At 64.7% G+C, this 21352-nt stretch carries 18 protein-coding genes; 11 read left to right on the forward strand and 7 right to left on the reverse strand.

The window, feature by feature from the left end; all coding sequences use genetic code 11:
- Positions 1 to 311 precede the first annotated feature (311 nt).
- Positions 312 to 2138: a phosphogluconate dehydratase gene (edd, locus tag ACSZPK_RS06065; RefSeq protein ID WP_437880515.1), complete on the forward strand. Its 1827-nt coding sequence runs from the start codon at positions 312 to 314 to the stop codon at positions 2136 to 2138.
- The gene (locus tag ACSZPK_RS06070) at positions 2135 to 3091 is read left to right on the forward strand and encodes a glucokinase (protein WP_437880516.1); all 957 of its coding nucleotides are present in this window, start codon (positions 2135 to 2137) and stop codon (positions 3089 to 3091) included. Before edd ends, ACSZPK_RS06070 begins: the two co-directional genes overlap by 4 nt.
- Here ACSZPK_RS06070 and ACSZPK_RS06075 read toward each other — a convergent pair.
- Entirely contained in the window at positions 3088 to 3945 is an 858-nt protein-coding gene (locus ACSZPK_RS06075; RefSeq protein WP_437881001.1) for a MurR/RpiR family transcriptional regulator, read from the reverse strand. The genes ACSZPK_RS06070 and ACSZPK_RS06075 overlap by 4 nt on opposite strands.
- A gap of 182 nt (positions 3946 to 4127) precedes the next feature.
- On the opposite strand from ACSZPK_RS06075, the gene pgl reads away from it, so the two are divergent.
- The 9 genes from pgl to ACSZPK_RS06120 all read left to right on the forward strand — a co-directional run bounded on the left by pgl (position 4128) and on the right by ACSZPK_RS06120 (position 14836).
- Positions 4128 to 4853: a 6-phosphogluconolactonase gene (gene pgl / locus ACSZPK_RS06080; protein ID WP_437880517.1), complete on the forward strand. Its 726-nt coding sequence runs from the start codon at positions 4128 to 4130 to the stop codon at positions 4851 to 4853.
- Between the two features lie 67 nt (positions 4854 to 4920).
- The gene (locus tag ACSZPK_RS06085; RefSeq protein ID WP_437881002.1) at positions 4921 to 5589 is read left to right on the forward strand and encodes a bifunctional 4-hydroxy-2-oxoglutarate aldolase/2-dehydro-3-deoxy-phosphogluconate aldolase; all 669 of its coding nucleotides are present in this window, start codon (positions 4921 to 4923) and stop codon (positions 5587 to 5589) included.
- Positions 5590 to 5592: 3 nt separating this feature from the next.
- Complete coding sequence (locus tag ACSZPK_RS06090) at positions 5593 to 7215, forward strand: NADP-dependent glyceraldehyde-3-phosphate dehydrogenase (RefSeq protein WP_437880518.1); 1623 nt, start codon at positions 5593 to 5595, stop codon at positions 7213 to 7215.
- A gap of 141 nt (positions 7216 to 7356) precedes the next feature.
- On the forward strand, positions 7357 to 9468 hold the full coding sequence (gene dnaX, locus ACSZPK_RS06095; protein WP_437880519.1) for a DNA polymerase III subunit gamma/tau: 2112 nt from the start codon (positions 7357 to 7359) through the stop codon (positions 9466 to 9468).
- Positions 9469 to 9478: 10 nt separating this feature from the next.
- Entirely contained in the window at positions 9479 to 9805 is a 327-nt protein-coding gene (locus ACSZPK_RS06100) for a YbaB/EbfC family nucleoid-associated protein (RefSeq protein WP_437880520.1), read from the forward strand.
- A 258-nt stretch (positions 9806 to 10063) separates the two neighbouring features.
- Positions 10064 to 10663: a recombination mediator RecR gene (gene recR / locus ACSZPK_RS06105; protein ID WP_437880521.1), complete on the forward strand. Its 600-nt coding sequence runs from the start codon at positions 10064 to 10066 to the stop codon at positions 10661 to 10663.
- Positions 10664 to 10790: 127 nt separating this feature from the next.
- Positions 10791 to 11291 carry a sigma-70 family RNA polymerase sigma factor gene (locus ACSZPK_RS06110; protein ID WP_437880522.1) on the forward strand — a complete coding sequence of 167 codons (501 nt, stop codon included), beginning with the start codon at positions 10791 to 10793 and terminating at the stop codon, positions 11289 to 11291.
- Positions 11292 to 11293: 2 nt separating this feature from the next.
- Entirely contained in the window at positions 11294 to 12250 is a 957-nt protein-coding gene (locus ACSZPK_RS06115; RefSeq protein ID WP_437880523.1) for a FecR domain-containing protein, read from the forward strand.
- Between the two features lie 63 nt (positions 12251 to 12313).
- Entirely contained in the window at positions 12314 to 14836 is a 2523-nt protein-coding gene (locus tag ACSZPK_RS06120; protein WP_437881003.1) for a TonB-dependent siderophore receptor, read from the forward strand.
- 76 nt (positions 14837 to 14912) lie between these two features.
- On the opposite strand, the gene ACSZPK_RS06125 is transcribed toward ACSZPK_RS06120, so the two are convergent.
- From ACSZPK_RS06125 to ACSZPK_RS06150, 6 genes are all read right to left on the reverse strand, one after another.
- Positions 14913 to 15461, reverse strand: a complete 549-nt coding sequence (locus tag ACSZPK_RS06125) for an adenine phosphoribosyltransferase (protein WP_437880524.1) — start codon at positions 15459 to 15461, stop codon at positions 14913 to 14915.
- Between the two features lie 32 nt (positions 15462 to 15493).
- The gene (gene fnr / locus ACSZPK_RS06130) at positions 15494 to 16228 is read right to left on the reverse strand and encodes a fumarate/nitrate reduction transcriptional regulator Fnr (protein ID WP_437880525.1); all 735 of its coding nucleotides are present in this window, start codon (positions 16226 to 16228) and stop codon (positions 15494 to 15496) included.
- A gap of 102 nt (positions 16229 to 16330) precedes the next feature.
- Positions 16331 to 17713: an oxygen-independent coproporphyrinogen III oxidase gene (gene hemN / locus ACSZPK_RS06135; RefSeq protein ID WP_437880526.1), complete on the reverse strand. Its 1383-nt coding sequence runs from the start codon at positions 17711 to 17713 to the stop codon at positions 16331 to 16333.
- A 343-nt stretch (positions 17714 to 18056) separates the two neighbouring features.
- Positions 18057 to 18740: a sulfite exporter TauE/SafE family protein gene (locus ACSZPK_RS06140; RefSeq protein ID WP_437880527.1), complete on the reverse strand. Its 684-nt coding sequence runs from the start codon at positions 18738 to 18740 to the stop codon at positions 18057 to 18059.
- A complete protein-coding gene (gene ccoS, locus ACSZPK_RS06145; protein WP_437880528.1) occupies positions 18733 to 18930 on the reverse strand; it encodes a cbb3-type cytochrome oxidase assembly protein CcoS in 198 nt (65 codons plus the stop codon). The genes ACSZPK_RS06140 and ccoS overlap by 8 nt, the downstream gene beginning before the upstream one ends.
- A 23-nt stretch (positions 18931 to 18953) precedes the next feature.
- On the reverse strand, positions 18954 to 21350 hold the full coding sequence (locus ACSZPK_RS06150) for a heavy metal translocating P-type ATPase (RefSeq protein ID WP_437880529.1): 2397 nt from the start codon (positions 21348 to 21350) through the stop codon (positions 18954 to 18956).
- Positions 21351 to 21352 lie beyond the last annotated feature (2 nt).

A 21352-nucleotide genomic window follows, 5' to 3' on the forward strand; every position in this document is an offset into this window, starting at 1 on the left:
CTTGCGTGCTGCCTGGTCAGGCCCGGAAGGGAGCAGCCATAGCGGGAACATTGTGTGCCGGGGTGTGGCTGGCAGGGCCGCCTCCATTGATGAGCCCTCTCTTTTCCTTCCGTATTCGCGAAACCAGTGCCCCGGCTTGAAAGGGTGCGATGCGATCACCCGCGTTGGTCGATTCGTGCCATGCTTGCCATGAATGTCACGGAGAAAGCGACGATGATATTGTTTCGAATATGAAAAAAGCTCTTTTTGCACCTTATTCGATTTTTTAAGTTGTCCATGATTTTATAAAAACAAGGTATGGAGTCGATTCCATGCATCCCCGTGTTATCGAGGTCACCGACCGCCTGATCGAACGTAGCCGTGCCACTCGCGCCCGCTACCTGGAGATGATCCACGCCGCCGCCAGTGAGGGACCGGTACGCGGCAAGCTGCAGTGCGCGAATTTCGCCCACGGCGTGGCGGGATGTGGCGGGGGTGACAAGCAGCGCCTGCGCCTGATGGATTCCGCCAACGTCGGCATCGTCACCGCCTATAACGACATGCTTTCGGCGCATCAGCCCTACGAGCACTACCCGGAAAAGATTCGCCAGGCCTTGCGTGATATCGGCTCGGTCGGCCAGGTCGCCGGTGGTGTGCCGGCCATGTGCGATGGCGTGACCCAGGGCGAACCGGGTATGGAAATGAGCCTCGCCAGTCGCGAGGTGATCGCCATGGCCACGGCGGTGGCCCTGTCCCACAACATGTTCGACGCGGCGCTGTACCTCGGTATCTGCGACAAGATCGTCCCTGGCCTGATGATCGGTGCGTTGCGTTTTGGCCATCTGCCGAGCCTGTTCATTCCCGCCGGGCCGATGCCGTCCGGGCTGTCCAACAAGGACAAGGCCGAGGTCCGCCAGCGCTATGCCGAAGGCAAGGCCAGCCGCGATGAGTTGCTCGAGTCGGAGATGAAGGCTTACCACAGCCCCGGCACCTGCACCTTCTATGGCACCGCCAACACCAACCAGATGCTCATGGAAATGATGGGCCTGCACCTGCCGGGCGCTTCGTTCGTCAATCCGAACACGCCGCTGCGTGAGGCGCTGACCGTCGCAGCGGCCCAGCGGGTGGTACGCCTGACCCGCCAGGGCGGTGAGTTCACGCCAATCGGCGAGATCGTCGACGAGCGGGTGCTGGTCAACTCCATCGTTGCCCTGCATGCCACTGGCGGTTCGACCAACCATACCCTGCACATGCCGGCCATCGCCCGCAGCGCCGGCATCCAACTGACCTGGCAGGACATGGCGGATCTCTCCGAAGTGGTACCGACCCTGGCTCACGTCTATCCCAACGGCAAGGCCGACATCAATCATTTCCATGCCGCCGGTGGCGTGGCCTTCATGGTGCGCCAACTGCTGGATGCCGGCCTGCTGCACGAGGACGTCAACACCGTGGCCGGCCGTGGCCTGCGTCGCTACACCCAGGAGCCGTTCCTCGAAGAAGGCCGCCTGGTCTGGCGCGAGGGCAGTCGGCAGAGCCTGGACGAAAACATCCTGCGTCCGCTGGACAGCCCGTTCTCGCCCGAGGGGGGGTTGCGCGTGATGGTCGGCAACCTCGGCCGTGGGGTGATGAAGGTCTCGGCCGTGGCGCCCGAGCATCAGGTGGTCGAAGCGCCGGCGCGGGTATTCCACGATCAGCAGGAGCTGGCGGATGCCTTCAAGGCTGGCGAACTGGAGCGCGACGTGGTGGCGGTGATGCGTTTCCAGGGGCCGCGCTGCAATGGCATGCCGGAACTGCACAAAATGACGCCTTATCTTGGTGTATTGCAGGACCGTGGCTTCAAGGTCGCGCTGGTTACCGATGGGCGCATGTCCGGTGCTTCCGGCAAGATCCCGGCGGCGATCCATGTCTGCCCCGAGGCCATCGATGGCGGTGCGCTGGCGCGGGTACGCGATGGCGATCTGCTGCGTGTCGATGGCAAGGCCGGCAGCCTGGAGTTGCTGGTGGACGCTGAGGCATTCGCCGCGCGCGCGCCTGTGTCGCCGCCGACGGGGCTGGGCGTTGGCATGGGGCGCGAGTTGTTCGCCTTCATGCGTGCTTCGCTCAGTTCGGCGGAGCAGGGCGCCAGTGCCTTTACCAGCAATCTGGAGAGCCTGCGGTGAAATTGTCCCTGGTCGGTGATATCGGCGGTACCAACGCGCGTTACGCGCTGCTCGAAAACACTGAGCTGCGGGCCATCCAGGTATTCGCCACGGCGGATTTCCAGACGCCCGAGGAGGCGGTCGCCCGCTACTTGGCAAGCCAGGGGCTGGCGCCGGGCGATATTGGCGCCGTATGCCTTGCGGTGGCCGGGCCGGTGGGCGGCGACCTGTTCCGCTTTACCAACAATCACTGGCAACTGAGCCGGCAGCGTTTTTGCGAACAATTGCGGGTCGGGCGCCTGCTGCTGATCAATGACTTCACCGCGATGGCCCTCGGCATGACCCGCTTGCGCGAGCATGAGGTCCGGCTGGTCGTCGAGGGCGTGGCCGAGAAGGATCGACCGGCGCTGGTGATCGGGCCGGGCACGGGCCTTGGCGTCGGCACGCTGTTGCCCTCGGGCAATGGGAGCTGGCAGTCGCTGCCGGGCGAAGGTGGGCATGTCGATCTACCTATCGGCAATCTGCGCGAGGCGGCGCTCTGGCAGCGGTTGTACCAGCGTATCGGCCACATTCGCGCGGAAAGCGTGCTCAGTGGCGGTGGCTTGCACGAATTGTATCTGGCGACCTGTGAGCTGGATGGCCATTCGCCGAGCCTGGCCAGCGCCGCGCAGATCACCAACGCGGCCCTGGCGGGCGATGCCGTTGCGGCCGGCGTGCTCGACCAGTTCTGTACCTGGCTGGGGCGGGTGGCCGGAAACAGCGTCCTGACCATGGGCGGGCGAGGCGGGGTGTTCGTGGTCGGCGGCATGATTCCGCGCTTTCCCGGCTTCTTCCAGGCCAGCGGTTTTGCCAGGGCGTTTGCCGACAAGGGCTGCATGAGTGGCTATCTCGAAGGCGTGCCCGTGTGGCTGGTGACTGCCGAGCATCCGGGGCTGGAAGGCGCCGCGGTCGCCTTGCGCCAAGCCAGACCCTAGCCTTCCTCATCCGCCGGATACCGGCTGGCATTGAGGCTTTCCTTGATCTTGCGCAGGTGCGGCTGGAAGTCCACGCCGCGCCGCAGGGTGACGCCCGTGGCCAGTACGTCGAGCACCGTGAGCTGGATGATCCGCGAGGTCATCGGCATGTAAATGTCGGTATCCTCCGGTAACGGGATGTCCAGGCTCAGGGTCGAGGCTCTGGCCAGGGGAGAGCCGGCGGCGGTCAGGCCGAGTACCGAGGCCCCGTTCTGTCGGGCGATGCGCGCGACTTCTACCAGTTCGCGAGTGCGCCCGGTGTACGAGATGATCACGAACAGCTCGCCGGTATGGGCCACCGAGGCGAGCATGCGCTGGATCAGCACGTCCGAATGGGCCGCCACCGCGAGGTTGAAGCGAAAGAACTTGTGCTGGGCATCCAGCGCCACCGAGGCGGAAGCACCGAGGCCGAAGAAATGGATCTGCCGGGCCTGGATCATCAGGTCGACGGCGCGGCTGATCAGGTTCGGGTCGAGCGCCTTGCAAGCACTGTCGAGCGAGCTGATGGCGCTGCCGAATATCTTGCGCGTATAGGCTTCGGGGCCGTCGTCCGCCTCGACCGCACGGCTGACATAGGCTGCGCCACTGGCCAGGCTCTGCGCCAGTTGCATCTTCAGGTCCGGATAGCCGCTGACGCTGAATGAGCGGCAGAAGCGATTGACCGTTGGTTCACTGACCTGGGCGGCCTGGGCCAGGGCGGCGATGCTGTAGCGTGTCGCCTGTTGCGGATTATGCAGGATGACTTCGGCGACCTTGCGTTCGGCCTTGTTGAGTTCGCCAAGGCGATTCTGGATCTGCTCGAGCAGGTTGTGCAGGCGGTCCATTCGTCGATTCCCGGTGATTCTTGTTGGAGGCTTATCCTAATGAGCCGCCCAATGCTCGACCATAGTTAAACCATGCGTTATCGATAAGTGTAGTTTTATTACTACATTATTCTTGAAGGGTGCTTTTTTACGGCGTACTAATCAGGCGCATGATCGAAGAGATAACAAATAAAATGAATTCTTATAGGGCGATCTCTGAACTGGCTTTCCCGGATGGCGTCCGTGGCCTGCAATTCGACGACGACATGCAACTGGCCAGCGAGTTGGCCGCTACGGTGGCCGAAGCTTTGCGTCGCGCCATTGCGAAGCGCGACACGGCCTGCCTGGTCGTCTCCGGCGGGCGCAGCCCGGTAGCGTTTTTCCAGCGCCTGGCGCAGCAGCGACTGGATTGGGCGCGGGTGACGGTGAGCCTGGCCGACGAACGTTGGCTGCCCGTCAGTCATGGCGACAGCAACGAAGGGTTGGTGCACAGGCATCTGCTGCAGGGGCAGGCGGCCGCGGCACGCTTCATCGGCCTGTACCGGCCGGCGGCGACCCTGGAGGAGGCGGCGCAGGCAGCCGACCATGCCCTGGCCGAGTTGCCGCCTATCGATGTGCTGGTGCTGGGAATGGGGGAGGACGGGCACACCGCCTCGCTGTTTCCCGCCAGCCCGAACCTGAGCCAGGCGCTCGACCCAGTGCAGCCGGTGCGTTGTTTCGCCATGCAGGCGCCGAGCGTGCCACACCAGCGCCTGACCTTGTCGGTCTCGCTGCTGGCAAAGGCGCGGCGCACGCTTCTGGCCGTGCAAGGTCAAGGCAAGCTGCGGACGTTGCGTCGCGCCATGGGCGGAGTGGGGGACGAAGCCATGCCGATTCGTTCCTTTCTCCGTCGTCCCCTCGAAATCCACTGGTGCCCTTGAGCCCGAAGGAGCCGCCATGCGCAACTTTTCATCCCCTGGTGCCGAGCGCCGCGATGCCGTGCCGAGCATGCTCGAGAAGGTCGATCTGCTCGACGAACTGTGTACCCGTGCGCGGATTCTTCCGGTGATCACCATCGACCGTGAAGAGGATGTCCTGCCCCTGGCCGATGCGTTGTCCGCGGGTGGCCTGCGCACCCTGGAAATCACCTTGCGTTCCGAGCATGGCCTGGGGGCGATCCGGACCCTGCGTGAGCAACGCCCGGAATTGTGCGTCGGTGCCGGAACGGTCCTCGACGAATGGATGCTGGCCGACGCCGAGGCGGCCGGTGCGCAGTTCATCGTCAGCCCGGGCTGTACGGCGGAACTGCTGCGCGCTGGCGTCTACAGCCCGCTGCCTGTGCTGCCGGGGATCAGCAGCGCTTCGGAAATCATGCTCGGCTACGCCCTGGGCTATCGCCGCTTCAAGCTGTTCCCGGCGGAAGTCTCGGGTGGCGTGCCGGCGCTCAAGGCCCTTGGCGGGCCGTTTCCCACCGTGCGTTTCTGCCCGACCGGCGGCGTGGAGCCGGGCAATATCCGCCACTACATGGATCAGCCCAACGTGATGTGCGTGGGGGGGAGCTGGATGATGGATCGCGAGTGGATTCGCCAGGGCGACTGGGCGCGTGTCCAGGCGGTCAGCGCGGAGGCGTTGAGCCTTCTGGACCGACCGAGCGTGAATGAAAGCGTCAAGGAGTAGAGCATGTCCCGTTTCAATGCCGCGTCCCTGTTTCCCCGCGCCGAGGATATTCCCGAGCGCTATCGCCCCGGGCCTGCCATCGAGCAGCGCGAGTACCTGCTCGATGGGACGCTGGTGCGCTGGGACGGCCCGTTGGCGACCGTGCGCAGCCCGATCTACCTGGCCAGCGGGCAGGGCGAGCAGCAGGTGATCCTCGGCAGCACGCCGCTGCTCGATGCCGATGCCGCGCTGGCGGCGCTGGAGGCCGCGGTGCAGGCATACGATCACGGCCGCGGGCTGTGGCCCAACCTGCGGGTCGCCGAACGCATCCATCATGTCGAACTGTTCCTGGCGCGCATGCGCGAGCAGCGCGAGGCGGTGGTGCGCCTGCTGATGTGGGAGATCGGCAAGAATCTCAAGGATTCCGAGAAGGAGTTCGACCGTACCTGCGACTATATCGTCGACACCATCGAATCGCTCAAGGAGCTGGACCGGTATTCCAGCCGCTTCGAACTGGAGCAGGGCACCCTTGGCCAGATTCGTCGCGTGCCATTGGGTGTCGCCTTGTGCATGGGGCCGTACAATTACCCGCTGAACGAGACCTTCACCACCCTGATCCCGGCGCTGATCATGGGTAACACCGTGGTATTCAAGCCGGCCAAGTTCGGCGTGCTGCTGATTCGTCCGCTGCTGGAAGCGTTCCGCGACAGTTTCCCGCCGGGGGTGATCAACGTCATCTACGGGCGTGGCCGCGAGACCGTCAGCGCGCTGATGGCCAGCGGCAAGATCGACGTGTTCGCCTTCATCGGCACGCACAAGGGCGCTTCTGACCTGAAGAGGCTCCACCCGCGCCCGCACCGCCTGCGTGCGGCCCTGGGCCTGGATGCGAAGAATCCGGGTATCGTCCTGCCCCGGGTCGATCTGGACAACGCGGTCAACGAGGCCATCACCGGCGCATTGTCGTTCAACGGCCAGCGCTGCACGGCGTTGAAAATCCTCTTCGTGCACGAGGACGTGCTGCAACCCTTTCTCGACAAGTTCAGTGCCAGGCTGGCCGATCTCAAGCCGGGCATGCCCTGGGATGACGGCGTGGCGCTGACGCCACTGCCCGAGCCGGGCAAGGTCGACTACCTCAACGCGCTGCTGGAGGACGCCCGGGCCAAGGGCGCCAAGGTGGTCAACGATGATGGCGGGGCGCACCTGCACAGTTTCTTTTATCCGGCCGTCGTCTGCCCGGTGACCCCGGACATGCGCTTGTACCAGGAGGAGCAGTTCGGCCCGCTGGTGCCAGTGGTGCCTTACCGTGACGTAGAGGAGGTGGTGCAGTATGTGCTGCACTCCGACTACGGCCAGCAGCTCAGCCTCTTCGGCAACGACTCGGCGGAGGTCGGGCGCCTGGTGGATGTGTTCGTCAACCAGGTGGGCCGGATCAATCTCAACGCCCAGTGCCAGCGCGGTCCGGACAGCTATCCGTTCAACGGGCGCAAGAATTCCGCCGAAGGCACCTTGTCGGTGCAGGATGCCCTGCGGGTGTTCTCCATCCGCACCCTGGTGGCGACCCGCTTCAACGAGGACAACAAGACGCTGGTCAGCGAGATCATTCGTAATCGGGAGTCGAGCTTCATCACGACGGACTACATCTTTTAGGCCGTTGCAAGCTCAAGCCAGAGCGGCGTTTGCTCTCACTCGCAGCGCGTGGCCAGCAGCTTGCCGCTGCTGTTGGGTGCATTTTCCCCCTCCCTCCGCTAGGATTAGCCACCTCCGCTTCCCCAGTCACGACGGTTTTTCATGAGTTATCAGGTTCTTGCACGTAAATGGCGTCCGCGCTCGTTCCGCGAAATGGTCGGCCAGACCCATGTGCTGAAGGCCCTGATCAACGCGCTGGACAGCCAGCGCCTGCACCATGCGTACCTGTTCACCGGGACCCGTGGCGTGGGCAAGACCACCATCGCGCGGATCATCGCCAAGTGCCTGAACTGCGAGACCGGCATCAGTTCGACGCCCTGTGGCCAGTGCTCGGTCTGCCGTGAGATCGACGAGGGGCGCTTCGTCGACCTGATCGAAGTCGACGCCGCCAGCCGGACCAAGGTCGAGGACACCCGCGAGCTGCTGGAGAACGTGCAGTACGCGCCGACCCGTGGACGCTTCAAGGTCTACCTGATCGACGAAGTGCACATGCTCTCGACCAGCTCGTTCAACGCGCTGCTCAAGACCCTCGAAGAGCCGCCACCCCACGTCAAGTTCCTGCTCGCCACCACCGACCCGCAGAAGCTGCCGGTCACCGTGCTGTCGCGCTGCCTGCAGTTCTCCCTGAAGAACATGCCGCCGGAGCGGGTGGTCGAGCACCTGACCCATGTATTGGGCGCCGAGAACATCCCGTTCGAGGACGATGCGCTGTGGCAACTTGGCCGTGCCGCCGACGGCTCCATGCGCGACGCCATGAGCCTGACCGACCAGGCCATCGCCTTCGGCGAGGGCAAGGTGCTGGCCGCCGACGTGCGCGCCATGCTTGGCACCCTCGATCATGGCCAGGTCTACGGTGTGCTGCATGCGCTGCTGGAAGGCGATGCCCGCGCGCTGCTGGAAGCGGTGCGCAGCCTGGCGGAGCAAGGTCCGGACTGGAATGGCGTGCTCGCCGAGATGCTCAACGTGCTGCACCGCGTAGCCGTGGCCCAGGCGCTGCCCGAAGCGGTCGACAACGGCCAGGGCGACCGTGACAAGGTGCTGGCGCTGGCCCAGGCGTTGCCGGCCGAAGACGTACAGTTCTATTACCAGATGGGCCTGATCGGGCGCCGTGACCTGCCGTTGGCGCCAGATCCACGCAGTGGCTTCGAAATGGTGCTGTTGCGCATGCTGGCGTTCCGCCCGGCCGATGCCGAGGGCTCTCCGCCCAGGTCGCCGTTAAAGGACCTGGGAATCAGCAAGGCCACCGCTGATTCCCCATCCAACCCTGTGGCCGGCGCGGCCCAGGTGGTTGCGCCGGTTGCCGTTGCCGCGCCGGTTGTCACTCAGCCCGTTGCTCCCGTGACGGCCCCTGCGGTGGCCGAAGTTGCCCAAGCGGTTGTCGAGCCGACGCCAGAGCCTGTGAAAGCCGAGCCCGTGGTTGCCGAGGTTCCGGTGGATTTGCCTTGGGAAGAGCCCAGGGCACCGATTGCGCCAGAGCTCCCCGTTGAAGCGGGGACGGTTGTTGCACCTCAGGCAGAAAATCCAACTCATCAAGAGCCAGAGCCAGAGCCAGAGCCAGAGCCAGAGCCAGAGCCAGAGCCAGAGCCAGAGCCAGAGCCAGAGCCAGAGCCCGTCGCCGTCCAGGCCGCTGCTGTCGAAGCCGTGAACGGACCCGAGGTGAACGAGGCCGTGCCGGTAGCGGCGGTGCCCGTCGAGGATGACGACGAGCCGCCACCCGGCGATTACGATTACTACGAAGCCGATGCCGACAGCCTCGACTATGACTTCGACGCGCCTGCTGCAGCACCTGCCGAGCCGGAACCTCTGCCGGCAGCCAAACCGGCGACTGGCCTGGCCGCCGAATGGCTGGAGCTGTTCCCGCGTCTTGGCGTCAGCGGCATGACCGGCAACATCGGCGCCAACTGCACATTGATCGAAGCCAATGGCGACGATTGGCTGTTGCACCTCGATCCCGGCCACAGTGCGCTGTTCAACGCGACCCAGCAGCGCCGCTTGAACGATGCCCTGAATACCAGCCTGGGGCGTACGGTCAAACTGCGCATCGAGCTGGTCCTGCCCGAGCAGGAAACCCCGGCCCAGGCCGCCGCGCGCAAGCGCGCCGAGCGCCAGCGCCAGGCCGAGCGCTCGATCCAGGACGACCCGCTGGTGCAACAGATGATTCAACAGTTCGCCGCGGTGGTCCGCGCCGACTCCATCGAACCCGTGAACACGTGAGGATTTCACCATGATGAAAGGTGGCATGGCCGGCCTGATGAAGCAGGCCCAGCAGATGCAGGAAAAAATGCAGAAGATGCAGGAAGAACTGGCCAACGCCGAAGTCACCGGCCAGTCCGGTGCCGGTCTGGTCAGCGTGGTGATGACCGGTCGCCACGACGTCAAGCGCGTCAACCTCGACGACAGCCTGATGCAGGAAGACAAGGACGTGCTGGAAGACCTGATCGCCGCGGCGGTCAACGATGCGGTGCGCAAGATCGAGCAGAACAGCCAGGACAAGATGGCCGGCATGACCGCAGGCATGCAACTGCCCCCCGGCTTCAAGATGCCTTTCTGAACGTGGCGTCCAGCCGCAGCACATAGCGGCGTTGCGCTCCGAGCCGGGCTGCTCATTTACAACCGTAAACTCCGCTGCCCGGCTCGAAGCGCGCCTTGCTCTGTACTACGTCTGATCACCACTCGCCTCGCGGTGGGCTGGCGTAGGATGAGGCGGGCCGTGTAGGTCGGGCCGCGTCGATCAGCGAAGCGATAACCATCATTGCAAGACCCAGGCTCCTGGCATCCGTCCACCCTCCAACTTTCCGGTACGTCCCGAATGAGCTTCACCCCGCTGATCCGTCAACTCATCGACGCCCTGCGCATTCTCCCTGGTGTGGGGCAGAAGACCGCGCAGCGCATGGCGTTGCAGATGCTCGAGCGTGACCGTAGCGGTGGCCTGCGCCTGGCCCAGGCGCTGACGGCGGCCATGGAGGGGGTGGGGTATTGTTCGCGCTGCCGCACGCTCAGCGAGGATGAACTGTGCCCGCAATGCGCCGATCCGCGCCGCGACGATTCGTTGTTGTGTGTGGTCGAGGGGCCGCTGGATGTGTTCGCGGTGGAGCAGACGGGCTATCGCGGACGCTACTTCGTGCTCAAGGGCCACCTGTCGCCGCTGGACGGCCTCGGCCCGGAGGCCATCGGTATTCCGGAACTGATACGGCGCATCGACGAGGCGCAGTTCGGCGAGGTGATCCTGGCCACCAACCCGACGGTGGAGGGCGAGGCGACTGCTCACTACATCGCCCAGTTGCTCGATGGCAGGGGCATCATCCTCAGCCGCATCGCCCATGGCGTGCCGCTGGGAGGAGAGCTGGAACTGGTCGACGGCGGCACTTTGGCCCACGCTTTCGCCGGACGTCGCCCCCTGGTGCTTTGAGACGCAGGTCGTCGGCGTAATGGCCGCGCTTTCGCCGTCTGGCTTGAAACGAGAGCTGGCAACTTCTTATTGAGAAGTATTAACATTTCGGGCTTTCCGCTGCGGCCACGCCACAGGATGCCCATCGATGTCCGTTTCCCCTCGATCCCTGCAGCAACTCTACGTTGAGCACAACGGCTGGCTGAATGGCTGGCTGCGCAAGCGCCTGGGCTGTGCGGACAACGCTGCCGATATCGCCCAGGACACCTTCCTGCGTGTGTTGGCGCGGGAACGGGAGCTACCGGCACTGCGCGAGCCACGCACTTACCTGTCGACCATCGCCCATTCGCTGATGGTCAACTTCTGGCGCCGCCAGAGTCTTGAGCGCGCCTATCTGGATGCCTTGGCGCAGCAACCGGAAGCCAGTGTGCCGTCGCCGGAAACCCGCGAGTTGATCATGGAAACCCTGCTTGCCATCGATGCCATGCTGCACAGCCTGCCAGGCAGGGTGCGCCAGGCGTTCCTGCTGTCGCAACTGGAAGGGCTGACCTACGCCGCGATTGGGGAGCGCCTGGGGGTTTCCGAGCGCATGGTGAAAAAGTACATGGCCCAGGCGATGCTCAATTGCCTGCTGCTGATCGAGGCCTGAACATGGCCGCGAACGACGCTATCGATTACGCCGTGCTGCAACGAGCGGCGCATTGGTTTTCCGTGCTGCAGGCGGAGCGGGTCAGCGCAGCGCAACGCGATGCCTGGCAGGCATGGCTGGACGAGCGCCCCGAGCACGCCTTGGCCTGGCAGCGCGTGGAGCGTGTCAGCCGTCAATTCGACCTGCTGCCGGCCGAGGTGCAGCGAGGGCCGGCCCGCATTGCCTTGCAGGGCGGATCGCAGCGCCGGCAGGTGCTCGGTCTGCTGGTCCTGGGTTGCGGTGCGCTGTTCGGCGGCCTTGCCGTGCGCAACGATAACTGGCGTGCCTGGATGGCGCAGCAGCGCACGGCCACGGGCGAGGTGCGTCAGGTCAGCCTCGCCGATGGCGGGTTGCTATGGCTGGGCAGTGCGAGCGCGCTGGATATCGAGTACGACGCTGGGTTACGCCGGGTCCGTCTGTATGCCGGCGAGCTGTGTATCCGTACGGCTGTCGATCCTCGTCCGCTGGTGGTGGACAGTGCCCAGGGGCGCATGCGTGCCTTGGGCACCCGCTTCAGCGTGCGCCAGGAGCAGGGGCGGACCCGACTCAACGTCTTCGAGGGGGCGGTCGAGGTTTGTCCAGCGGCGTCCAGTGTTCGCCGTGTGGTGCAGGCGGGCCAGCAGGTGATGTTCAGCGCCGACGCCATCGGAACCATCGAGCCGGTGCAGCGCAATCGCGAGGCCTGGACCCGTGGCATGCTCCAGGCCGACGACATGCGCCTGGGCGATTTCATCGAGGAACTGACGGTCTATTTCCCTGGTTACCTCGGTTGCGATCCCGCCGTGGCGGACCTGCGTCTGGTCGGCGCCTACCCGTTGGCCGAGCCGGAGCGTATCTTGGCCGCGCTCGCGGCCAGCTTGCCGGTCCAGGTCAATCGCCGCTTGCCATGGTGGGTGTCTATCGGGCCGCGCAACGCGTGACGAAAATATTTTCGTCCGCCGGTTCCCCTTTTTCGCGCTCGCTTGGCTTGGTGTGCATAGGGACTGCGCATTGACGCGCGGCCGTTCACCGAGAGGTATCCCATGCGTTCGCCCATTTCTCTTCGTCGCTCGATTCGCTTGGCGCTGTTGAGCCTGCCGCTGGCAGCCGTCGCTCCCACGCTGGTCCAGGCCGCCACCGAGCAGCATGCCGTGCAGCACTACGCGATTCCCGCTGGTCCGTTGTCCACCGCCCTGAGCCGCTTTGCCGGGGAGGCCGGGGTGATGCTCTCGGCCGATGCCAGCCTGACCGCCGGCAAGTCCTCGCCAGGCCTGCAGGGTGAGTTTTCCCTCGACGAAGGGTTTCGCCGGTTGCTCGCCGGCAGCGGCCTGAGCGCCGTGGCGGACGGGCAGGGCGGTTACTCGCTGCGTGCACAGGGTGCAACGGCCGCTGCGCTGGAACTGGAGAGCACTGCCGTGCAGGCGTTTTCCCTGGGCAATGCCCTGGGCAGCATGGAAGGCTACAACGCTACCCACAGCAGCGTGGCGACCAAGACCAGCCTGCCGTTGCTGGAAACCTCGCAAAGCGTTTCGGTGGTGACGCGGGAGCAGATGGACGACCAGGGGGCCAAGACCGTCGCCCAGGCGCTGCGTTACACGCCGGGCCTGATGAGCTCGCCCTATGGCGCCACCACACGCTATGACTATGTGGCGATGCGCGGGATCAACGATGGCTCGGTGGACAATCTGTTCCTCGATGGCATGAAGCTGATGGGTGATAGCGGCACCTACAGCAGCCTTCAGGTCGATCAGTATTTCGTCGAGCGTATCGACGTGCTCAAGGGGCCGTCGTCCGTGCTCTATGGACGCAGCCTGCCAGGCGGTCTGGTCGCCATGACCTCGAAGAAGCCGGAGTTCGATACGCGCAGGCAGATCCAGTTTTCCTATGGCTCGAATGACTACAAGCAGGCCGCGTTTGATTTCACAGGCCCTGTGGATGAGCAGAAGAGAGTGGCCTACCGCCTGGTTGGCGTTGCCACCGATGCCGACAACCAGGTCGACTCCATCGAAGAGCGACGTTATGCGCTGATGCCGTCTTTGAGCGTCGACTTTTCCGAGAACACCCGCCTGACCGTGCTGGCCATGCTGCAGCACGATCCCAAGAGTGGTTACCACGGCGGCCTGCCGGCACAGGGGACGATCAAGCAATACAACGGCCAGCGCATTTCTCGCAGTGTGTTCGAGGGCGATGAAGACCTGGAGAAGTTCGAGCGCGATCAACAGATGATCGGTTACCAGTTCGAGCACCGTTTCAACGACGTGGTGTCGGTTCGCCAGAATGTCCAATACCTGGACTCCAAGGTCGAGTCGGGGCAGGTCTATCAGTACGGCTACACCCTCGACCAGGCAGTGCCTTACGGTAGCGTGGGGGACCTGCATCGTCCCTACACGGGCGCTCAGGAAGCGCTGCATGCCTGGAGCCTGGATAACCAGGTGCAGTTCGAATTCAACACGGGCTCGTTGAGCCACACACTGGTGACTGGCGTCGATTACCAGAAGCGCAAGGCCAAGGTCGACTACGACGGTGGCTACGGTACGCAGTCCAGCCTGCTCAACCCCTACACGGGAGCGCGAGTGCCGGCCAGCTATGCCGTGTATCACCAGTACGATGAGGCGCGCGACCTGAAGCAGACCGGTCTTTATGTGCAGGACCTGATTGGTCTTGAGAACTGGCGCTTTTCCCTCGGGCTGCGCCAGGACTGGGTCGATATCTCGTTCGACCATACCCAGGACCCGTACTACGGCGATCAGTCAGGCAGTCGTAACGAGAAGCAACTGAGTGGCCGGGTCGGCGCGCTGTATGCCTTCGATAACGGTCTTTCGCCCTACGTCAGCTATTCCGAGTCGTTCAACCCCAATACCACCACCGCCTACAACTACAACGGCAGCGGTTACGACCTGACGTTGCTCGATCCGACCGAAGGCGAGCAGATCGAAGTCGGCCTGAAGTTCCAGCCGCCCGGCACCGACGACCTGTACAGCATCGCCTACTTCGACCTCACCCAGTCGAACCTGGCGAGCAAGGATTCCAACGAGTATTTCTTCCGCTCGGTCGGCGAGATCACCTCGAAGGGCGTCGAGCTGGAGGCGCGTTTCACACCATTCAAGAACACCAGTGTGCTCGCCAGCTACACCTACATGGACGTCGAGTATTCCAAGGACTTCATCAACAGCAGTGGGGTGAACAATCGAGGCAACACGCCCAATGTGGTCGCGCGAAACATGGCGACGTTGTGGGCCGACTACCGCTTCGCGGGGGCCTTGTCCGGAATGCAGCTCGGCGCTGGCGTGCACTACTTCGGCAAGAGTTGGGCCGATGCGGAAAACACCCTGCACGTGCCGTCCTACACCTTGTTCGACGCATCGCTGGGCTATGAACTCGACTCGCTCGGGCTGAAAGGTGTGGCCGTTCGGCTGAACGTCAACAACCTGACCGATGAAAAGTACGTGGCGGCCTGCAACAGCCTCAACCAGTGCTACTACGGTGAGGGGCGCAGCTCGGTGGCGACAGTCAGTTACGACTTTTAAGCGGCAGGCCGGCGCTGGTGATGAGGCAATAGCAGCCGCCGTTGCCTCTTGAGCCTGAACCCCGGCAGGCTTCTCCTCACTTCTCGTCGAGGGAGAAGGCGATCAGGTTGAACGTCGGGATGCCGGCATCCTGCAGTTTGCGCGAGCCGCCCAGTTCGGGCAGGTCGATGATCGCCGCGGCTTCGTGGACGCTGGCGCCCATGCGACGGATCAGGCTGGCGGCGGCCAGCAGCGTTCCGCCGGTGGCGATCAGGTCGTCGAAGATCAGCACCCTGTCACCCTCGGACAGGCTGTCGGCGTGGACTTCCAGGGTGGCTTCGCCGTATTCGGTCTTGTAGGTCTCGACCAGCACGTCGGCCGGCAGCTTGCCGCGCTTGCGGAACAGCACCAGCGGCTTGTTCAGTTCGTAGGCGACGATGGAGCCGATCAGGAAGCCGCGGGCATCGAGCACCGCAATATGGCTGACGTCGCTTTCGATGTAGCGCTGGATGAAGCTGTCGATGGTCATGCGCAGGGCGCGCGGCGACTGGAACAGCGGGGTGATATCACGGAACACCACGCCCGGCTCGGGGAAGTCCTGCACCGGGCGGATCAGGGATTTGAGGACGAATTCGTCGAAGATCATCGTGCTGTGCCTCTACGGAAGAGGCGCAATTATCAGCCATCCATGCTGCCGCCGGCCAGGGCGCAGAGCTGGATCGGGTCGAGAATCTGCACTTCCTTGCCTTCGGCGGCGAGCAGGCCGCCGTTCTGGAAGCGGGTGAACACGCGTGACACGGTCTCCACGGCCAGGCCCAGGTAGTTGCCGACCTCGTTGCGCGACATGGCCAGGCGGAACTGGTTGGCCGAGAAGCCACGGGCACGGAAGCGCGCGGACAGGTTGACCAGGAAGGTGGCGATGCGCTCGTCGGCGGTCTTCTTCGACAGCAACAGCATCATCTGCTGGTCGTCGCGGATTTCCCGGCTCATCACGCGCAACAACTGGCGGCGCAGTTGCGGCAGTTTTTCCGACAGCTCGTCGAGGCGCTCGAAGGGAATCTCGCACACCGAGGTGGTTTCCAGGGCCTGGGCGGACACCGGATAGGCTTCGGTGTCCATACCGGAAAGACCGACCAGTTCGCTGGGCAGGTGGAAACCGGTGATCTGCTCTTCGCCGCCATCGGTCAGGCTGAAGGTCTTCAGCGCGCCGGCGCGCACGGCGAATACGGAGTTGAAGGCATCGCCCTGGCGGAACAGGAACTCGCCTTTCTTCAGCGGACGGCCGCGCTTGACGATCTCGTCCAGCGCATCCATGTCTTCAAGGTTGAGCGACAACGGCAGGCACAGGGGTGCCAGGCTGCAGTCCTTGCAGTGGGCCTGGTGCGTATGGTGCACCTTGATCATTTCGTTCATCGCGTGGGTCCTGCCGAGCAAACACACAAGGACCGTAAGGGTAACGCATTGCCGTTGGCCCGGGCCAGCGCCTTAAGGTCGCACCTCAAGATGCCAGCGTGTTCAGATGACTCGCGAAAAACGCTGGATATTCTGCTGCTCGAGGTAGTGGTCGAACAGCATGCACAGCGAGCGCACCAGCAGCCGACCCGCCGGGCGCACGTCGATGGCGCGCTCGTCCAGGCTGATCAGGCCGTCCCGGGCGAACTGCTGCAGGCGTGGCCAGATTGCCGAGAAGTAGCTGCGAAAATCGAGGGCGAAACGTCGTTCGATGTCGCTGAAGTCCAGGTGGAACTGACAGATCAATTGCTGGATCACCGCGCGCCGGACACGGTCGTCATCGTTGCAGGCCAGGCCGCGCAGGGTTGGCAACTGGTCCTTGTCCAGGTACTCCTGATAGTTGCCGATGTCGCTGCTGTTCTGGCTGTAGAGGTCGCCGACCTGGCTGATCGCCGATACGCCGAGGCCGACCAGATCGCAGTGACCATGGGTGGTGTAGCCCTGGAAGTTGCGTTGCAGGGTGCCGTCTTCCTGGGCGATGGCCAACTCGTCGTCGGGCAGGGCGAAGTGGTCCATGCCGATGTAGCGGTAACCGGCGGCGCCGAGCTGCTCGATGCTGTTCTGCAGCATGGCCAGCTTGTTGGCCGGGCTCGGCAGGTCATCGCCGTTGATCCGCCGCTGCGGCATGAAGCGCTCGGGCAGGTGGGCGTAGTTGAACACCGACAGGCGATCCGGCTGCAGGGCGATGACTTCGGCCACGGTCTTGGCGAAGGACGCCGGGTTCTGCTTGGGCAAACCGTAGATCAGGTCGATGTTGATCGACTTGAATTGCAGGGTGCGTGCGGCTTCGACGATGGCGCGGGTTTCTTCCAGGCTTTGCAGGCGGTTGACCGCGCGTTGCACCTCGGGGTCGAGGTCCTGCACGCCGAGGCTGACGCGGTTGAAACCCAGCTCGCGCAGCAAGCCCATGGTCGACCAGTCGGCCTCGCGCGGGTCGATCTCGATGCCGTAGTCTCCGCTGTCGTCGTCGAGCAAGGTGAAATGTTTGCGCAGGGTCGCCATCAACCGGCGCAGTTCGTCGTGGCTGAGAAAGGTCGGCGTGCCGCCGCCGAAGTGCAGTTGCTCGACCACCTGACGTTTGTCCAGATGGCAGGCGACGCTGGCGATTTCTTTTTCCAGGCGTTCCAGATAAGGCTGGGCGCGCCCGCGGTCCTTGGTGATCACTTTGTTGCAGGCGCAGTAGTAGCAGATGCTCGCGCAGAACGGCACGTGCAGGTACAGCGACAATGGGCGCAGGGCCTTGCGGCTGTCGCGCAGGGCATGCAGCAGTTCGAACGAGCCGACGCCATCGTGAAATTGCACGGCGGTGGGGTAGGAGGTGTAGCGCGGACCGGGGTGATCGTAGCGGCGGATCAGGTCGGCGTCCCAACGGATGGCGTCGAGCATGCGGGTGTCCCATGGAAGTGCGGGGATACCGGCGAGTCTAGGGATGCTGTCGATGTGGCTTGTTGATCCAGGTCAGAAGAGCGGGCTGGAGGCTGGACAAAAGGTTTTATCGAGTCGTTTGGGATAGTTTGGCGAGATTACGAACTGGCCGCTTTGAGGCAGGAGCGGACATCGAGATTATCTACCGTCACTCCCGCGAAGGCGGGAGCCCAAATAAAAAAGGCGCTTCTGGGCTCCCGCCTTCGCGGGAGTGACGGCTAAACACACCGAGTAATGACGTCCGCTCCTGCCTCTAAGCCGCCATTCTGACTCGTGCTGATTTTTCGTTCAGCCTCAAGCGTTTTCAATGCCCCATCAGCAGATGCTGGTGCGGCCCCGGCAGCGTCCACAGGCCGAACAGGATGACCAGGATGCCGCCGGCCATGCGTACGCCACGCCTGCGTAGAAAGGCGCCCAGGCGATCGGTGGCCAGGCCGGCGGTCAGGAGTACCGGCCAGGTACCAAGGCCGAAGGCCAGCATCAGCAATGCACCCTGGCTGGCCGAGCCCTGGCTGCCGGCCCAGAGCAGGGTGCTGTAGACCAGGCCGCAGGGCAGCCAGCCCCAGACCGCGCCGAGGAGCAGGGCGCGGGGCACGCTGCTGACCGGCATCAGGCGGCTGGCGACGGGTTGCAGATGCCGCCAGAGGTGGCGACCGATGCCTTCGATACGGGTCAGGCCGCTCCACCAACCGGCCAGGTACAAGCCCATGGCGATCAACAGCAGTGCGGCGATCACCCGCAGTACCGTTACCGCCGGGCTGGCCGCCAGCGCCCAACCGGCCAGGCCGATGAGCAGGCCTGCCAGGGCATAGCTGAGCACGCGGCCGAGGTTGTAGGCCAGCAACAGGCGCAGGCGCCGGGCGCGTTGCTCGGGGGGGATGGCCAGGGTCAGCGCGCCCATCAGCCCGCCGCACATGCCGATGCAATGGCCGCCGCCGAGCAGGCCGAGGATCATTGCCGAGACCAGGTGCGGCAGCAGCTCAGCCACGCGGCTCGTCCTTGTCGTCGGCTTCGGCGACGCCGGCCTTGTGCTGCGGGTCTTCGTCATCGAACAGGATGCTGTGGGCCGGGCTGTCGAGGTCGTCGTACTGGCCGTTGTTGACCGACCAGAGGAACACCCAGATAGCGAATCCGACCAGGCCGACGGCGACGGGAATCAGGATGTAGAGGGCGGACACGGATCGTTCTCCAAACTTCGCGGCTATTTCGCCAACCGCAACGCATTGACCACTACCACCAGGGAGCTGACCGACATGCCGAAGGCGGCCCACAGCGGCGTGACCCAGCCGAGGGCGGCGAAGGGCAGGACCAGGCCATTGTACAGGCCGGCCCAGGCCAGGTTCTCGATGATGATGCGGCGGGTGCGCGCTGCTATGGCGAATGCGTCGACCAGGCTGCCGAGGCGATTGGATAGCAGCACGGCATCGGCGCTGGTCTTGGCCAGGTCGGTGGCGCCGCCCATGGCGATGCTGATATCGGCACCCGCCAGCACCGGCACGTCGTTGACGCCGTCGCCGAGCATCAGCACGCGATGGCCTTGGCCTTGCAGGTCGCGCAATACGGCCAGTTTGTCTTCCGGGCGCAGGCCCGCGCGGGCGTCGTCGATACCCAGTTGGCGCGCCACTTCAGCGACCATCGGCGAGCTGTCGCCGGAGAGCAGGATGACCTGCCAGTCGCGGGCGCGGCAGGCGTCGACCAGGGCCTTGGCGTCGTCCCGCAGGCGGTCGTCGAGGACCAGCCAGGCCAGGGGGCCGCGCTCGTCGCCGAGCAGCAGCCACTGCCCGTGGTCGCCGGGAATCGCTGGCGCCTGTGTGTCACTCAAGGCGGCGACGAACACAGGCTGGCCGATGCGCAGCCGCCGCCCTTCGACCCTGCCTTCCAGGCCCATGCCGGGGAAGGCAGTGATCGCTTCGGCGGCGCTGCCTTGCTGGCCAAAGGCCCGGGCGATGGGATGTTCCGAGCCGTGTTCGAGTGCCGCGGCGAGGGCCAGGCAGCGGTCGCTGTCCAGCTCGCGCAATGGTTGGATGGCGCTGAGGGTGAGGCGGCCCTCGGTGAGGGTACCGGTCTTGTCGAGGATCAGCGTATCGATCTGGCGCAGGCCTTCCAGCACGTGGCCACGGGTCAGCAGCAGGCCGAGTTTGTGCAGGGTGCCGGTGGCGCTGGTCAGCGCCGTCGGCGTGGCCAGCGACAGGGCGCAGGGGCAAGTGGCGACCAGCATCGACAGGACGATCCAGAACGCGCGCTGGGCATCGACCTGCCACCAGACTAGGCCGGCGATGGCGGACAGGAGCAGGACGATGAGCAGGAACCATTGCGCGACCTTGTCGGCCATCTGTGCCAGGCGCGGCTTGTCCATCTGCGCCCGTTCGAGCAGGCGCACGATGGCGGACAGGCGCGTGTCATCGCCGAGCGCGCCGACTTCGAGCTGGATCGGCCCCTCGACGTTGAGGGTGCCGGCGGTCACCGCATCGCCGATCGTGCGTGCCTGGGGCAGGTATTCGCCGGTGAGCAGGGATTCGTCGAGGCTGGAGCTACCGTCGACGATGCGCCCATCGGCAGGCAGCAGTGCGCCCGGAGGCACCAGCACGCGGTCACCGAGGCGCAGTTCGCGCAAGAGGATGCGTTCGCTGTGGCCGTCGCCATCCAGGCGCAGGCAGGAGGCGGGCAGCAGGTTGACCAACTGTGCGGTGGCCGCCGCCGTGCGTTCGCGGGCGCGGCGCTCCAGGTAACGACCGGCGAGGAGGAACAGGGCGAACATGCCGACTGCGTCGAAGTACAGCTCGCCAATGCCGGTGACAGTGGACCAGATGCCCGCCAGGTAGGCGCCGCCAATGGCCAGCGAGACGGATACGTCCATGGTCAGGTGGCGGGTGCGCAGGTCGCGCAGGGCGCCACGGAAGAACGGCCCGCAGCAGTAGAAGACGATGGGCGTGGTGAGGAACAGGCTGGTCCAGCGCAGGATCGTGTCCATGCCTGCGGAAAGGTCGACGTTGAATTCCGGCCAGGTCGCCATGGCCGCCATCATCACCTGCATCCACAGCAGGCCGGCCACGCCGATCTGGCGCAGCGAGCGACGGTTTTCTTCGGCCAGGCGCGTGCTCTCGGCATCCGCCTGCCACGGGTGGCCGACATAGCCGATACGGCGCAGCGCCTGCAGCAACTGGCTGAGCGGCAACTGCCGTTCATGCCAGCGCACGAGCAGGCGCTGGTTGGACAGGTTGAGGTGGGCTTCGGCCACGCCGGGCAGGGCGCGCAGGTGTTTCTCGATCAGCCAGCCACAGGCCGCGCAACTGATGCCTTCGATCAGCAGGCGGGTTTCGCTGAGTTCGCCCTGTTGCTCGACGAAGCCCTGCCGCACGTCGTCGCGGTCGTACAGGGCCAGTTCGTCCGGCACGATGGCGGGCAACTGCGCGGGGTTGACCGCACTTTCGCTGCGATGCCGGTAGTAGCTCTCCAGGCCGCCGGCGACGATGGCTTCGGCCACGGCCTGGCAGCCAGGGCAGCAGAATGCGCGGGGCTCGCCGAGCACCGTGGCGCGCCAGGCACTGCCCGAGGGAACCGGCAGATTGCAGTGGTAGCAGGGGACAGGTGCGCCCATGC

It is taken from the genome of Pseudomonas sp. LRF_L74, from assembly GCF_965644255.1.
GTDB lineage: Bacteria > Pseudomonadota > Gammaproteobacteria > Pseudomonadales > Pseudomonadaceae > Aquipseudomonas.

What these genes read in the sequence shown, in the direction of transcription:
- edd (WP_437880515.1), top strand. Translation starts at nt 312, where the DNA reads ATGCATCCCCGTGTTATCGAGGTCACCGACCGCCTGATCGAACGTAGC.
- ACSZPK_RS06125 (WP_437880524.1), bottom strand. Translation starts at nt 15,461, where the DNA reads ATGATCTTCGACGAATTCGTCCTCAAATCCCTGATCCGCCCGGTGCAG.
- hemN (WP_437880526.1), bottom strand. Translation starts at nt 17,713, where the DNA reads ATGCTCGACGCCATCCGTTGGGACGCCGACCTGATCCGCCGCTACGAT.
- pgl (WP_437880517.1), top strand. Translation starts at nt 4,128, where the DNA reads ATGAATTCTTATAGGGCGATCTCTGAACTGGCTTTCCCGGATGGCGTC.
- ACSZPK_RS06100 (WP_437880520.1), top strand. Translation starts at nt 9,479, where the DNA reads ATGATGAAAGGTGGCATGGCCGGCCTGATGAAGCAGGCCCAGCAGATG.
- fnr (WP_437880525.1), bottom strand. Translation starts at nt 16,228, where the DNA reads ATGAACGAAATGATCAAGGTGCACCATACGCACCAGGCCCACTGCAAG.
- ACSZPK_RS06085 (WP_437881002.1), top strand. Translation starts at nt 4,921, where the DNA reads ATGCTCGAGAAGGTCGATCTGCTCGACGAACTGTGTACCCGTGCGCGG.
- dnaX (WP_437880519.1), top strand. Translation starts at nt 7,357, where the DNA reads ATGAGTTATCAGGTTCTTGCACGTAAATGGCGTCCGCGCTCGTTCCGC.
- ACSZPK_RS06090 (WP_437880518.1), top strand. Translation starts at nt 5,593, where the DNA reads ATGTCCCGTTTCAATGCCGCGTCCCTGTTTCCCCGCGCCGAGGATATT.
- ACSZPK_RS06110 (WP_437880522.1), top strand. Translation starts at nt 10,791, where the DNA reads ATGTCCGTTTCCCCTCGATCCCTGCAGCAACTCTACGTTGAGCACAAC.
- ACSZPK_RS06115 (WP_437880523.1), top strand. Translation starts at nt 11,294, where the DNA reads ATGGCCGCGAACGACGCTATCGATTACGCCGTGCTGCAACGAGCGGCG.
- ACSZPK_RS06150 (WP_437880529.1), bottom strand. Translation starts at nt 21,350, where the DNA reads ATGGGCGCACCTGTCCCCTGCTACCACTGCAATCTGCCGGTTCCCTCG.
- recR (WP_437880521.1), top strand. Translation starts at nt 10,064, where the DNA reads ATGAGCTTCACCCCGCTGATCCGTCAACTCATCGACGCCCTGCGCATT.